We start from the raw sequence: 13,355 nt of genomic DNA, 5'->3' as shown, positions 1-13,355 counted from the left end.
GGCGGCGCCCGAGCAGGACGGAGCGCCGAGCGCGATCCCGGCCTCGCCCCGGCACCCGGCGCCCGGGCTACGGGTACCGCGCGTTGTGCCCCGCGAGCTCCCCGCACGCCGCCTCGAGCGCGCGGGCGTCCAGCCAGCCGCGCTCCAGGAAGTACTCGCCGATCCGGCGCTGCATGCGCCCCTGCCGACCCACCGCCGTGAGGAGCTGGAGGCGCGTGAGGTAGCCCGTGCGCAAGGCGTACTCGCCGAATCGCTCGCCCGTCGCGCCCTCCGCGCGGCGGCGCGCGAGCACGGCGGCGACCGTGGCGGAGTCGAGGAAGCCGAGCTCGACCGCGATCCGGCCGAGCGCGGGACGCTGCGCGCGCTGCCAGACCACGGCCTCGACGAACGCGGACCAGGGGACGCGGCCCGAGTAGTAGAGGAGCTCGCCGAGCCGCAGGCGGCGGCGCGGGAGCGGCTCGCGCGCGGCGTACGCGGAGCGCGGACCCGCAGCGGGAGCGGGAACTGCCGCCCGGGGTGCTCGGCGAGACGGCGCCGCGCGCGACGGCGGGGGGACGTCGGGCGAGGGCCGAGGCGGCGAGGAGCGGGGCGCCGCCGCGGGTCCCGGCGGGCGGGCGGCAGCGGCGCGAGGGGGAGGGACCGGGACAGCCGGCGCCCGGGCCGCCTCGGACAGCACACGGTAGGCCTCCGCCACCGCGCGGAACTCGCGCAGGAGCTCCGCCTCGGGACGGCCGAGCGCGCGCGCCCGGTCCGGATGAGTCTCGAGCGCGCGGCGCCGGTACGCCTCGCGCAGCGCGCCGCGCCAGGCGCTCGCGTGGGGCGCGAACGACGGGCCGAACAGCACGCGCCCCGCGTGCGCGAGCGCCTCGACCGTGATCTCCGCCGTCGCCGTGGTCACCGATATCGCCCGCTCGATGCGTAGCCCTCGCCCGAGCCGCCGGCCAGTTTTCGGCCGGCCGGGCGAGCGCCCGCTCGGCCTGGAACGCGCGCAGGACGTGCGCGGGCGGCGCCGCCTCGAAGCGTCCGCTGACTACCGGACGAGCGCACGACATGGGATAAGCGACCGCATGATCCGGAAGATCGTGCAGATCGACGAGGCGCGCTGCGACGGCTGCGGCCAGTGCATCCCGTCCTGCGCCGAGGGGGCCATCGCGCTCGTGAACGGGAAGGCGCGGCTCTCGGCCGACGTCCTCTGCGACGGGCTGGGCGCGTGCCTCGGCGAGTGCCCGCAGGGCGCCATCACCGTCATCGAGCGCGAGGCAGCGGCGTTCGACGAGGCGGCGGTGAAGACGCACCTCGAGAAGACCGGCGCGCCGGATCACGCGCACGCGCACGCCCCGGCTCGCCCGGCGCAGCCCGCCGCGATCGCGCCTCCCGCGCCCGCGAGGCCGCGCCTGTCGATCGTCTCGGATCCCGGACCCGCCGCAGGCGGCGGCTGCCCCGGATCGCGTCCGCGCACGCTCTCGCCCCGCCCCGTGGCCGTACCCGCGCGCGCCGGCTTCGGCGCGGGCCCGGCCCAGAGCCGGCTCGGCCAGTGGCCGGTGCAGCTCCACCTCGTGCCGGTGACCGCCCCGTACTTCCAGGGCGCGGACCTGCTCGTCGCCGCCGACTGCGTGCCGTTCGCCTACGCCGGCTTCCACGACGAGCTCCTCGCCGGCCGGGCCCTCGTCGTCGGCTGCCCGAAGCTCGACGACAACAGCTTCTACGCCGAGAAGCTCACCGACATCCTCACCCGCTCCGACGTCCGCAGCGTCACCGTCGCGCGGATGGAGGTGCCGTGCTGCGGCGGCATCGCGATGGCGGCGCGCCACGCCGTGGCGGCGTCCGGGAAGGCCCTTCCGCTGCGGGACGTGGTGGTGGGGGTCGACGGCGCGCTGAGGTGAGCGGAGCGCCCGAGCGCGCCCCCGACCCGCGACCGCGGCGCCGATCCCGCCGCGACCCCACGGCACGAATTCGCTGCGCAGGGTCCCGCCGCGCGGCATCCTCGCCGCGTGCCGACCCGCATCCTCCGCTTCGCCCTCGAGGACCTCCGCGCGCGCTACGCCGGCTCCTCCGGGGAGGGGGTCGACCCGCGCACGGATACGGCGCCGTTCCGGGCCTTCCGGGCGGCGCTCCTCGAGCTCGCCGCCCGCGCGGCCACCGGCGAGGCCGAGCTCTCGATGTGGTGGGACGGCACGTACAACGGGTACTTCCTCGCGGTCGCGGTGGACCCGCCCGACGCGCTCGCCGGCCTCGACCCCGCCCCGGCCTGCCCACCGGACGACGACCGGGTCGCCGTCCCGCGCGCCGATCGGTATCCTCTCGCGCACGTCGAGCCGGGGCGCGCCGTCGTGGCGCGCGACGCGGACGGCGCGACCTTCGAGGCACCTTTCGGCGCACCCAGCGGCCACTTCGGCGCGCCCGGCATGAGGAGGATTCCATGAAGGCGGTCCTGTTCGATGGCAAGGGCGGTCCCGAGATCGTGCGCTTCGGCGACACCACCGACCCGGCGCCGGCGCGAGGCGAGGTGCTCGTGCGCGTGCGCGCCGCCGCGCTGAACCGCGCCGATCTCCTCCAGCGCCGCGGCCTCTACCCGCCCCCGCCCGGCACGCGCGAGGACATCCCCGGCCTCGAGCTCGCCGGCGAGGTCGCCGCGGTCGGCGCGGGCGTCACTGCCTGGAAGCCCGGCGACCGCGTGATGGCGATCGCCTCGGGCGAGGGTCAGGCCGAGCTCGCCGTCGCGCACGAGCGGATGCTCGTGCGGATCCCGGACGCGCTCTCCTTCGAGGACGCGGCCGCGATCCCGGAGGCGTGCGTCACCTCGCACGACGCGCTCTTCACGCTCGGCGGGCTCCGGCCGGGGTGGCCGGTGCTCGTCCACGCCGTCGGCTCGGGCGTCGCCACCGCCGCGCTGCAGATCGCGAAGGCGGCCGGCGCGACGGTCATCGGCACCTCGCGCACCGCCGACAAGCTCGAGCGGGCGCGCGCGCTCGGGCTCGACCACGGCCTCCTCGTCGCGAAGGACGAGCCCCGCTTCGCCGACGAGGTGCGGCGCCTCACCGGGAAGCGCGGCTGCCCGCTCGTGCTCGACTTCGTCGGCGCGCCGTACGCGGCGGAGAACCTCGCCGCGCTCGCCTCCGGCGGCCGCGTGGTCGTCATCGGCACGATGGGCGGGCCGAAGGCGCAGCTCGACCTGGGGCTCCTCATGCGCACGCGCGGCGCGTTCGTCGGCACGGTGCTCCGGCCGCGCCCGCTCGAGGAGAAGATCGCCGCGACCCAGGCGTTCGCCCGCGACGTCCTACCGCTCGTCGCCTCGGGCGCGGTGAGGCCGGTCGTGGACGCGGTGCTCCCGGCGGAGCGCGCCCGCGAGGCGCACGAGCGGATGGAGCGCAACGAGAGCTTCGGCAAGCTCGTGCTGAAGTTCTGACGGCCGCGGGCGCTTGCGTCGAGGGGTCCGCGGCGGGGCCCCTCGAGCGCCTGCGCGCCGCGGCGCGTTGCGCCCGGCGTGGCGCGCGCCCACCGTAGGTCGTCATGTGGCGACCCGGACGGCGGCGGCGCGGTCTCCTCGCGGTGACCCTCGCCGCTGCGCTCGCCGTCCTCGCCGCGTGCGGCGGCGGCGGCGGCGGCGACGGCGCTGCGGGCGGAAAGGCGGGGCTCCCCCGCAACACCTGGACCTGGATCGATCTCCCGGGCACGTCCTGCAGCGACGGCTCGCAGACGGGGATCGCGGTGAACCCCGGCGACGGCGAGCAGCTGCTCGTCTTCCTGGACGGTGGCGGTGCGTGCTGGGACACGCTCACCTGCTTCACGCTCGGGCTCGCGAAGCCCGGCCCCTTCGCGGCCGCGGAGTTCGCGGCCCGCGTGGCGGACGTGCCGGGGACGATCCTCGATCGCTCGGCGCCGGAGAACCCGTTCGCCCGCTACACGCTCGTCTTCGTGCCGTACTGCACGGGCGACGTGCACGCCGGGAACGCGATCCAGCGCTACCCGGGCTCGCCGCGCCGCTGGCACCACGAGGGCCGCGTCAACGTCGCGCGCGCCATCGACTGGCTCGACGCGAACCTGGGGGCGCCGCCGAAGGTGGTGGTGAGCGGCGCATCGGCGGGCGGCTTCGGCGCGCTCCTCGCCTTCGACGCGTTCCGCAAGCGCTGGCCTGCGGCGCGCGGCGACCTCGTGGACGACTCCGGCCCGCCGCTCGTGGGAAACGACTTCTCGCCGGCGGTGCGCGCCGCGTGGTTCCTCTCCTGGCGGCTCGACGAGGTGCTCCTCCCGCTCTGCGGCACCCGCTGCGCGGAGGACCTGTCGCAGGTGTTCCCGGCGCTCGCGGGGAGGTATCCGCAGGATCGGCTCGCGCTCCTCTCCTCGACCCGCGACTCGGTCATCCGGACCTTCGCCTTCCTCGAGCCGGCGACGTTCGAGGCGGCGATCCGCCGGCTCGCGACGGAGGTCATCGCGCCGCTCCCGAACGGGCGCACGTTCCTCGTGCCCGGCGCGACCCACACGCTGGTGGGCGACCCCGCCGCGTTCACGGCCGGCGGCGTCCCGCTCCTCGAGTGGCTCCGCCAGGAGGTGGAGGACGATCCGGCCTGGGCGTCGGTCGGACCGTGAGGCGAACGCGGCCGCCGCGCTCGCCCTGCAGACGATCGAGCAGGCGTCGCGGCGGACGCCGGACGGGCGAGCGCCCGGTGGAGGACGGCGCCCGACGCCTCGACGGTTCACCGGCCCCGCGGCGAAACCCTTCCAACGGGCACGCGCCGCCGCGCGGCGCGCTGCGCACCGTAGGGCGGAATGCGCCCGCTCCAGGCAGGCGCCTCGCGCAGCCGCTCGCGGCCGGCGCGCCCGCGGGGACGCGGGCGCGCGCCGCGACGGGGTCCTCCCGCCCGGACCCGACTGCGCCTCGTCTCGCGGCGGAGAGAAGGCACCTTCTTGTCCGAGTCGATCCTCACCCGCGCCCGTCCGCTGCTCGTCGCGCGCCTCGCCGGCGCGCTCCTGACGCTCGCGGTCCCGATGGTGCTCGCGCGCGTCCTCGTGCCCGCGTCCTACGGCACGTTCAAGCAGGCGTGGCTCCTCGCCCAGACGCTCGCGCTCGTGCTGCCCATGGGCATGACGATGAGCCTCTACTACTTCGTGCCGCGAGAGCCCGGGGCGCGCGACGCGCACGTCGCGCAGGCGCTCTGGTTCCACCTCGCGCTCGGGCTCGTCGCGACCGGGCTCCTCCTCCTCGGCGCGCCGCTCGTCGATCGGCAGTTCCACAACCCGGAGCTCACCCGGAACCTGCGCTGGGTCGCCGCCTTCACCGGCCTCCAGATCGCGGGCGCGCCGCTCGACATCGCCTGGAACGCGTCCGGCCGCATCGGCGCGGCCGCGCTGGCGCGGCTGCTCACCGAGGTCGCGCGCGGAGCGGCGATCCTCGCCGCCGCCCTCCTCGGCGGCTCGGTCGCGGCGGTGTTCGCCGGGATCACGGCGGCCCACCTCCTGCGCGCCGTCTGGACCTTCGCCGCGCTCGGTCGCGCGCACGGCCTCCGCTTCTCGGCGGCCGCGCTCCGCCGCCAGGCCGCCTACGCGCTGCCGTTCGGCGCCGCCTTCCTGCTCATCGTCCCGCAGCAGCAGCTCCACCATTACGTGGTCGCGGGGGCGGTCTCGGCGGCGGCGTTCGCGGTCTACAGCGTGGGCACGTTCCAGCTCCCCGTCGTCGACATCCTGTACACGCCCGTCTCGGAGCTGCTCCAGATCGGCCTCGCCGAGGTCGAGGGCGCGGGGCGGCCGCCGCGCGCCGGGCTGCCGCTCTTCCACGAGGCGGTGCAGCAGCTCGCGTTCGCGTTCCTGCCGCTCATGGGCCTCCTCGCGGTCATCGCGCCCGCGCTCATCGAGCTGCTCTTCTCGGCCCGCTACCTCGAGGCGGTGCCGCTCTTCCGGCTCGGCGTCCTCTCGGTGGCGCTCGCCGCGCTGCCGCTCGACGGCGTGATGCGGGCGCGCGCCCAGACCGGCTACATGGTCGTGCTCTCCGCCGCGAAGCTCGCCGCCACCGTCCCGCTCGTCGTCGGCGGGCTGCGCGCGGCCGGGCCGATCGGCGCGCTCGGCGGCTGGATCGTCGCCGAGGCGCTCGCCCGCGCGCTCATGCTGCGGCGCGCCGCCCGGCTGTTCGAGGTGCCGCTCGCCCGCATCCTGCCCGTGCGGGCGCTCGCCCGGCAGCTCGCGGCGACGGGGTTCGGGATGGCGCCCGCCTGGCTCGTGGTGCGCACGCTCGACGCGCCGCTCGTGCTGCGCGTCGCCGCCGCGTGCGGCGCGTTCGCCGCCGCGTACCTCGGCCTGTCGTGGGCGCGCGGCTGGCTGCCCGCCGGCTGGATCTCGCTCTTCGCAGCGCGCCGCGCCCGCACGGTCGCGGCTCCGTCGGAGCCATGACCCCGTGCCGGGCTCGTCGCTGGACCACCGAGCGCGCACCGTCGTGGTGATGCGCCGCGGGAACCTCTGGACGCTCCTCCTCGCCGCGGCGGCGCTGGGCCTCGCCACCGCCGCGCGCCTCCCCGCCGCGTGGGAGAGCGGCAACGCGCTCAACCACGTCTCGGGCGCATGGATGGCGCTCGCCGACGATCTCGCGCACGGCCGGTTCTACCGGCCCATGCTCGACCCGGACGTCGGCTACGGCGGGACGCGCTGGTTCCCGCTCGCCTTCGCGGCGCACGCGGCGCTGCGGCGGGCCGGGCTCGACCTCATCGGCGCGGGCTACGCCCTGTCGCTCGCGACGGGGATCCTCTCCGTCACGGCCGCGTACCTCCTGCTCCGCCGCGCGGGCCTACCGCGCGCGCCCGGGGCGGCGCTCGCCGCGCTCACCCTCGGCACGTTCGCGACCCAGTACTCGCTGTCGTCCATCCGCTACGACCTCCTGCCCGTCGGGCTCGGCACGCTCGGCCTCGCGGCGCTGGCGCGCGGACCGTCGCGCCGGGCGCTCGCCGCGGCCGCGTTCCTGTTCGCGCTCGGCTTCGCGGCGAAGCCCACCGCGCTCACCGCGCCGGCCGCCGCCGTCGCCTGGCTGCTCATCCGGCGCGAGCGGAGGGCAGCGCTCACGCTCGGGGCGGCCGTCGCCGCCGCCATGGTGGCGGTGCTCGGTCTCACGAACGCGATCTCGGACGGCCGCTTCTTCGAGATCGTGGAGGCGACCGCCGCGGGCGGCGGCTCGGTGCGCGATCTCGTCGTGGCGCCCGCCCGCCTCGCCCACGAGATCGCGGTCGAGGATCCTGCGGCCATCGGGCTCCTCGGCGCTGCTGTCGCCGCCGCCCTCGCCGGGTCACGCGGCCACGTGCGCGCCTCCCGCCGCGGCGCCGCGCGCCCGGCGCTCCTGCCGGCGCTCTGGCTCGGTGCGGCGCTCGCAGCGCTCGTGGTGGTGTACGCGTCGCCCGGCACCGGCGTGAATCACCTCGTCGAGGTGGAGGTCGCCGCGGCGCTCTCGCTCGGCGTCGCCTGGCGCGCGCGCGGCACCGCGGGGAGCATCGCGCGCGGGCTCGCGCCGGTGACGTGCGCGCTCGGCGTCGTGGTGGTCGCCGGGATGGCGCGGGAGGATCTCGGCCGCTCGCGCCTCGGCGAGCTGCGCGCCGTCGCCGCCGCGCTCCCGCCGGGGGCCCTCCTCTCCGAGGACCCGCTCCTGCCGCTCCTCGCAGGCCAGCGGCCGTTCGTGCTCGACACCTGGATGTTCCGCCTCGCCTCCGAGCGCGACCCCGCCCTCGCGCGACCGCTCCTCGACGGGCTCCGGCGCGACGAGTTCGCCGCGGTGGTCCTCTTCCAGGACCTCGACGCGCCCGGGGCGCGCCGCTGGTACGACCGCGGGAACCTCGGACTCGAGGTCGTCGGGGAGGTCGCGCGCCACTACCGGCTCGCCGAGCGGTACGGGCGCTACCACCTCTACCTGCCGATCCACCCCGCCCCGACGGAGGAGCCGGTCGCGGCCGCGCCCCCGGGGCGGTCCCCCGCGATCCCGGCGTCCGTGCTGCCTCGCTCGCCCGCCATCCCGGCCTCCTCCGCCGCGCTCGGCGTACGCGCCGCGCCGTGACGCAGCGGGCCGTAGCTCCCGTTGGCCCGCCTCCAAGGGGGAGGATAGAGTCTCGCCCCACATGCGCGAGCCCTCTGCCTCGACCCTGCCGACCCCCGTCCTGCCGTCCGCCGGCGCGAAGCGCGAGCTGACCGCCCGCGCGATCGCGATCGCCGTCCTCGTCGCCGCGCTCATGGGTGCGGCCGAGCCGACGGTGGTGCTGCGCATCGGCTACGGACCGAACATCTCCGTGGTGAGCGCGTTCCTCGGCTTCATCCTCATCACGATCATCGGGCGGATCACGGGCAGGCGCGGGACGCGCTGGGAGAACAACCTCGTCCAGACCGCCGGGACCGCCGCCGGCTCGGGCGTCGGCTTCATGGCCGTGGTGCTCGCCGCCATCGACATGCTGAACCAGCGGGGGCTGTTGAACCTGCACCTCTCGAGCCTGCAGATCTTCGCCTGGCTCGCGCCCTCGGGCCTCCTCGGCGTCCTGCTCGCGGTCCCGCTGCGCAAGCACTACATCGACGAGGAGAACCTCCCCTTCGCGGACGGCACCGCCGCCGGGGAGACGCTGCTCGTCCTCGACGAGGGGCCGAAGCAGGCCGGCCCGCGCGTCGCCGCGCTCGGCATCGGCGGCGCGCTCTCCGCCGGCCTCACGGTGCTCCGCCAGTCGCTCGGGTGGATCCCGGACACCTTCGCGTTCCGCTTCCTCACGCCGCACGCGGAGGCGCTCCGGATCGGGACGGAGGTCGGCGTGCTGTCGCTCGGGGCCGGCATCCTCGTCGGGCTGCGCGTGACGCTCTCGATGGCGACCGGCATGGTGCTCGCGTGGCTCGTCGCTCCGGAGCAGCTCCTCGCGCGCGGCCTCGTCCCGGAGCTCACGTTCAACGCGGTGCTGCAGCGGTGGATCATGTGGCCGGCGACCGGCCTCATGGTGTCCGGCGGCCTCACCGCGCTCGCCCTCAAGTGGAAGGTCATCGCGAAGACCTTCCACGGCCTGTCCGGCAAGGAGGCGGACGCGGGCGGCGACTTCCCCATGCGCTGGGTCGTCTGGGGCGCGCTCGCCTGTGGGGTCGTGCTCGCCGCCGTGCAGAAGATCTCGCTCGGCTTCCCGCTCTGGCTCTCCGCCGTCTCGGTGCTCCTCTCCATCGTCCTCATGCTCGTCGGCATCCGCGTGCTCGGCGAGACGAACTGGGCGCCCATCTCCGCCATGGCGAACGTGATGCAGGCGGTGTTCGCCGTGCTCGCGCCCGGCCACGTGCCGATCAACATGATCGGCTCGGGGATGAGCGGCGCGGTGGCCGCGAACGGCGAGCACCTCATGCAGGACTACCGGGCCGGCCGGATCGTCGGCTCGACGAACCGCAACCTCACCTACCTGCAGCTCATCGGGGTGCCCATCGGCGCAGCGGCGGTGGCGATCGCCTACCCGGCGGTGCGGGCCCGCTACGGCATCGGCGGCGAGGGCGGGCTCACCTCCCCCATCTCCGTGAAGTGGGCGGGCTTCGCCGAGCTCCTCTCGAAGGGCTTCGGCGCGCTGCCCGCGAGCGCGCTCGTGGCGCTCGTCATCGCGCTCGTCGCGGGGGTGATCCTGACGGTCCTCGAGTCGAACCCGCGCTTCGGCCGCTACGTGCCCTCGCCCACCGCCATCGGCCTCGGCGCGCTCATCCCGGGCTTCGCGGTGGTGCCGATGGTGATCGGCGGGATCGGCCAGGATCTGTGGCGGCGCCTCAGCCCGCGCACCGAGGAGGTCTTCGCGACGCCGCTCGCGTCGGGCTTCATCACCGGCGAGGCGCTCGTGCTGCTCTTCCTCGCGCTTCTCGCGGCCTTTTGAACGATCAGACGGGGGCTGCGCCCCCGCCCCGCCGACGGCTGGCCGCCGTCGTCGGGGCCCCACCCCTGCTCGGCGGGGCCCGTGAGCCTTCGCGCCGGCGTTCGCCGGAACGCGAAGGCTCCCCGCCGGGAGGGACTGCGTCCCTCCCCGTCGCTTCGCGACGGGGCCCCTCCCTGCTGATCGCTTCGCTGCGCCCCCGTTACGCTTCGCTCGCGAACGCCGCGCCCGAAAAGGCGCCGGGCCCGGCGCGTGGCGCCAGGCCCGGTCGGTGTGAAGTCTCGTCGGCCGCCGTCCGCGGCGCGGGCTCCGGTCGCAGGCGGAGCCTGGGCGCCGCGCAGGGGGTGGACCGCTAGCGGACGAACTCCACGTGAGGGCTCATGTGGCGGGCGAGGGGCGAGTGCGTCAGGAGCTCGAGCGCGCGCTCGAGACGCTGATCGCCGATCCCCGGAACGGATTCGTAGGCGGCGGAGATCAGCTCTCCGAGGGTGGTGACGAGCCGGCGGGGAGCGTTGCTCTTCTCGGAACGACGGGGGCGGTTGGCCTTCATGGTCCCTCCGGTGGGGGCGATTCGGCGTGGCGTGCTCGTCCTCTCCCTACTAGCAAACCGCTTGCCTCGCGCGGACGGTCGGCGTTACAGGGGCTTGGCTCGATCAAGGGGGCCGGCACCTGTAGACTTTCCAGTGCCGGCCTCGAAATCCCGACAGTCCACACGTAGGACCTAATCCCGGGCTCCCTCGCCCGAAAGAACCACGCCGCCATGCCGACGAAGCCCTCCCGAGAGCTGGACACCTTCCCGAACCCGAAGCCCGAGCGCCCCTACGAGATCGCGATGGAGTGCCCGGAATTCACCTGCGTGTGCCCGGTGACCGGGCAGCCGGATTTCGCCACCATCCGGCTCCGCTACGTTCCGGCGGAGCGGTGCGTGGAGCTCAAGAGCCTGAAGCTCTACCTGTGGAGCTTCCGCGACGAGGGCACGTTCCACGAGGCGGTGACGAACCGGATCTGCGACGACATCGTCCGCGCGATCCAGCCCCGCTGGATCGAGGTGGTGGGCGACTTCGCGGTCCGCGGCGGCATCCACACGGTGGTCACCGCGCGCCACGGCGAGCGTCCGGCCGGCGCGTAAGAGACGCCGCCCGGTCGCACGGGGTTCCCCTCCCCTCCCTCTCAGCCCAGCTTTCCCCTGGGGGGGACGCGTTGCGCACCGGCCGGCTGTCCATCGCATACGTCCACTACGGCGCGCAGAGCGGCGTCACCCGCCAGGTCGCGCGGGCGCTCGAGGCGCGGGGACATGAGGTCCGGCTCGTCGAGGCCACGGGTGATCTCGAGCCGCGCGACCCGGTGACCCGCCGGCTGCGCCCCCTTCCCGGGGTCGCCCTGAGCCTCGCCGTCGCCGCCGCGCGCTTCGGCCTCGAGCGCCGCGCGCTCGAGCACCGCTGGAACACGCCGTTCGCGTTCGATCACCACGCGCTCCGCGCCGGCGAGGCCCTGCGCGCCCTCGATCCGCCGCCGCAGCTCGTGCTGCAGAACGGCGCGCTCTTCGCGCCGGGGCTGCCGGCGCCGTACCCGTACGCGCTTCTCCTCGATCACACACGGGCGCTCGCGATGAGGAGCCCGCCCTGGCCGGCGGCCGGGCTCGCCGCGCCACTCGACTACGGCGACGCCTGGCGCGCGCGGGAGACGGCGCTCTACCGCCGCGCCCGCCTCCTCGCGACCTTCAGCGAGAACGTCGCGCGCTCCCTCGTCGCCGACTACGGCGCCGATCCGGCGCACGTCCGCGTGGTGGGCGCGGGCGCGAACCTGTTCCCGGGCGACGCACCGCGCCGGGACGACGGGCGGACGATCCTGTTCGTCGGCCGCGACTTCGACCGCAAGGGCGGCCTGGTGCTGGCGGAGGCGTTCGCGCGGCTGCGCCGGCTCGAGCCGCGCGCGCGGCTGCTCGTCGCCGGCCCGGCCTCCCCACCGCCGCTCCCGGAGCGGGGACACTGGCTCGGCCCCGTCGAGCTCGACGAGCTGCCCGCCCTCTTCGCGCAGGCGACGGTCTTCGCCATGCCCTCCCTGCGCGAGCCGTTCGGCCTCGCGTTCCTCGACGCGATGGCGTGCGCTCTGCCCTGCGTCGGCCCCGACCACGAGGCGGTGCCCGAGATCGTGAGGGACGGCGAGACGGGGCTCCTCGTGCCACCCGGCGACGCGGGGGCCCTCGCGCACGCGCTGGAGCGCCTCCTCGCCGATCCAGCGCGCGCACGCGCCATGGGCGCTCGCGGCCGCGACCGCGTCGCGGCCCGCTTCCTCTGGAGCCACGTCGCCGCGCGGCTCGAGCGCGCCCTCCTCGCGGCGGTCTCGCCGCGCGGCAAGGCGGCCTGACGCCACTCGCGAGCCGGGCGCCTCCTCGACCGGGGCGACCGACGCCGGAGGCCGGTGTAGGTGATGCGCGCCGCCCGCACCGCCCTCGCCCCTCGGATACCCGACACCGGGCGCGGCGCCGGGCACACGAGGGGTGGAGTAGAATCCCGCCTCAGGTGTCCGACCCCGCACAGCCGCAGGTGTCCCGGTTCGAGCCCGCGTCGCTCCTCGGCTCCGTCCTCGACGGACGGTACGAGCTCGTCGCGCACCTCGCCACCGGCGGCATGGGCGCGGTGTTCCGCGCCCGGCACGTCCACCTGCGCAAGGACGTGGCGGTGAAGGTCCTCCGCCCCGATCTCTCCGCGTCGCCCGATCTCGTCGAGCGGTTCCGGCGCGAGGCCGAGATCGCGAGCGCGCTCGAGCACGACAACATCGTCCGCGTCACGGACTTCGGGCGCAGCCCGGACGGCTGGCTCTTCCTGGTCATGGAGCTCCTCTCCGGCGAGAGCCTCTTCGACCGGCTCCGGCGGGAGGGCTTCCTGTCCCCGGAGGAGGCCGTCCCGGTGCTCTGGCAGGTGTGCGCGGGGCTCGAGGCGGCGCACGCGCTCGGCGTCGTGCATCGCGATCTCAAGCCGGAGAACGTGTTCCTCGCGAGGACCGCGAACGGGCGCGAGGTGACGAAGCTCCTCGACTTCGGCATCGCGAAGATCGCCGACCCCGCGAGCGGGAGCGCCACGCAGGCCGGCGTCGTGGTCGGCACGCCCGAGTACCTCGCGCCGGAGCAGGCGCTCGGGGGCGAGGTGGACGCGCGCGCCGACCTCTACGCGGTCGGCCTCATCGCCTGGCGGATGCTCGCCGGCCGCCACCCGTTCAAGGCCGACGAGCCGCGCGCGCTCCTCATGATGCAGGCCACGCGGCCGGTGCCGCCGCTCACCGATCCGCGTCCCGACCTCGGCGCGTACCCCGCGCTCGTCGCGGCGATCGCGCGGGCCTGCGCGAAGGAGGCCGACGAGCGCCACCCCTGCGCGAGCGCGCTCCGCGCGGATCTCGCGGGGGCGCTCGGACCGGCGTTCGTGCTCCCGCCGAACGCGACCCCCTCGCCCGCGCTGTCGCTCTCCGGCGCGTCGCGCGTCGCGCCCCCGGCGGACGGCGCGAGCGGCGCCGAGACGCGGG

12 protein-coding genes are annotated in these 13,355 nt (G+C 76.0%); 10 read left to right on the top strand and 2 right to left on the bottom strand.

Annotated elements, in window-relative coordinates; all coding sequences use genetic code 11:
* Nucleotides 1–67: 67 nt before the first annotated feature.
* Nucleotides 68–898, bottom strand: coding sequence for a J domain-containing protein (locus MNY62_RS15065; protein ID WP_242345002.1), 831 nt, complete (start codon nt 896–898; stop codon nt 68–70).
* A 169-nt stretch (nt 899–1,067) separates the two neighbouring features.
* On the opposite strand from MNY62_RS15065, the gene MNY62_RS15060 reads away from it, so the two are divergent.
* The 7 genes from MNY62_RS15060 (at nt 1,068) to MNY62_RS15030 (ending at nt 9,839) form a co-directional block, all read left to right on the top strand.
* Nucleotides 1,068–1,883 carry an ATP-binding protein gene (locus MNY62_RS15060; RefSeq protein ID WP_242345001.1) on the top strand — a complete coding sequence of 272 codons (816 nt, stop codon included), beginning with the start codon at nt 1,068–1,070 and terminating at the stop codon, nt 1,881–1,883.
* A gap of 108 nt (nt 1,884–1,991) precedes the next feature.
* Entirely contained in the window at nt 1,992–2,423 is a 432-nt protein-coding gene (locus MNY62_RS15055) for a hypothetical protein (RefSeq protein ID WP_242345000.1), read from the top strand.
* Nucleotides 2,420–3,406 carry an NAD(P)H-quinone oxidoreductase gene (locus MNY62_RS15050; RefSeq protein WP_242344999.1) on the top strand — a complete coding sequence of 329 codons (987 nt, stop codon included), beginning with the start codon at nt 2,420–2,422 and terminating at the stop codon, nt 3,404–3,406. Before MNY62_RS15055 ends, MNY62_RS15050 begins: the two co-directional genes overlap by 4 nt.
* Nucleotides 3,407–3,510: 104 nt before the next feature.
* Nucleotides 3,511–4,587: a pectinacetylesterase family protein gene (locus MNY62_RS15045; protein ID WP_242344998.1), complete on the top strand. Its 1,077-nt coding sequence runs from the start codon at nt 3,511–3,513 to the stop codon at nt 4,585–4,587.
* A gap of 318 nt (nt 4,588–4,905) precedes the next feature.
* Nucleotides 4,906–6,381 carry an oligosaccharide flippase family protein gene (locus MNY62_RS15040; RefSeq protein WP_242344997.1) on the top strand — a complete coding sequence of 492 codons (1,476 nt, stop codon included), beginning with the start codon at nt 4,906–4,908 and terminating at the stop codon, nt 6,379–6,381.
* Between the two features lie 4 nt (nt 6,382–6,385).
* Nucleotides 6,386–8,023 (top strand): hypothetical protein, encoded by a 1,638-nt coding sequence (locus MNY62_RS15035; protein WP_242344996.1) that lies wholly within the window; start codon nt 6,386–6,388, stop codon nt 8,021–8,023.
* A 61-nt stretch (nt 8,024–8,084) separates the two neighbouring features.
* Nucleotides 8,085–9,839 (top strand): OPT/YSL family transporter, encoded by a 1,755-nt coding sequence (locus tag MNY62_RS15030; RefSeq protein ID WP_242344995.1) that lies wholly within the window; start codon nt 8,085–8,087, stop codon nt 9,837–9,839.
* Between the two features lie 349 nt (nt 9,840–10,188).
* Here the strand turns inward: MNY62_RS15030 and MNY62_RS15025 are convergent, their stop codons facing one another.
* Nucleotides 10,189–10,386 carry a hypothetical protein gene (locus MNY62_RS15025; RefSeq protein ID WP_242344994.1) on the bottom strand — a complete coding sequence of 66 codons (198 nt, stop codon included), beginning with the start codon at nt 10,384–10,386 and terminating at the stop codon, nt 10,189–10,191.
* 210 nt (nt 10,387–10,596) lie between these two features.
* Between MNY62_RS15025 and queF the strand changes: the two genes are divergently transcribed.
* The 3 genes from queF to MNY62_RS15010 form a co-directional block, all read left to right on the top strand.
* Complete coding sequence (gene queF, locus MNY62_RS15020; RefSeq protein ID WP_242344993.1) at nt 10,597–10,965, top strand: preQ(1) synthase; 369 nt, start codon at nt 10,597–10,599, stop codon at nt 10,963–10,965.
* A 71-nt stretch (nt 10,966–11,036) separates the two neighbouring features.
* A complete protein-coding gene (locus tag MNY62_RS15015; RefSeq protein WP_242344992.1) occupies nt 11,037–12,203 on the top strand; it encodes a glycosyltransferase family 4 protein in 1,167 nt (388 codons plus the stop codon).
* 155 nt (nt 12,204–12,358) lie between these two features.
* Nucleotides 12,359–13,355, top strand: a 997-nt coding sequence (locus MNY62_RS15010) for a serine/threonine-protein kinase (protein ID WP_242344991.1), incomplete at its 3' end; no start/stop codon positions are given.

The organism is Anaeromyxobacter terrae (assembly GCF_022690685.1).
Lineage (GTDB): Bacteria > Myxococcota > Myxococcia > Myxococcales > Anaeromyxobacteraceae > Anaeromyxobacter > Anaeromyxobacter terrae.
This window is presented reverse-complemented; position numbering and strand designations above follow the sequence as displayed.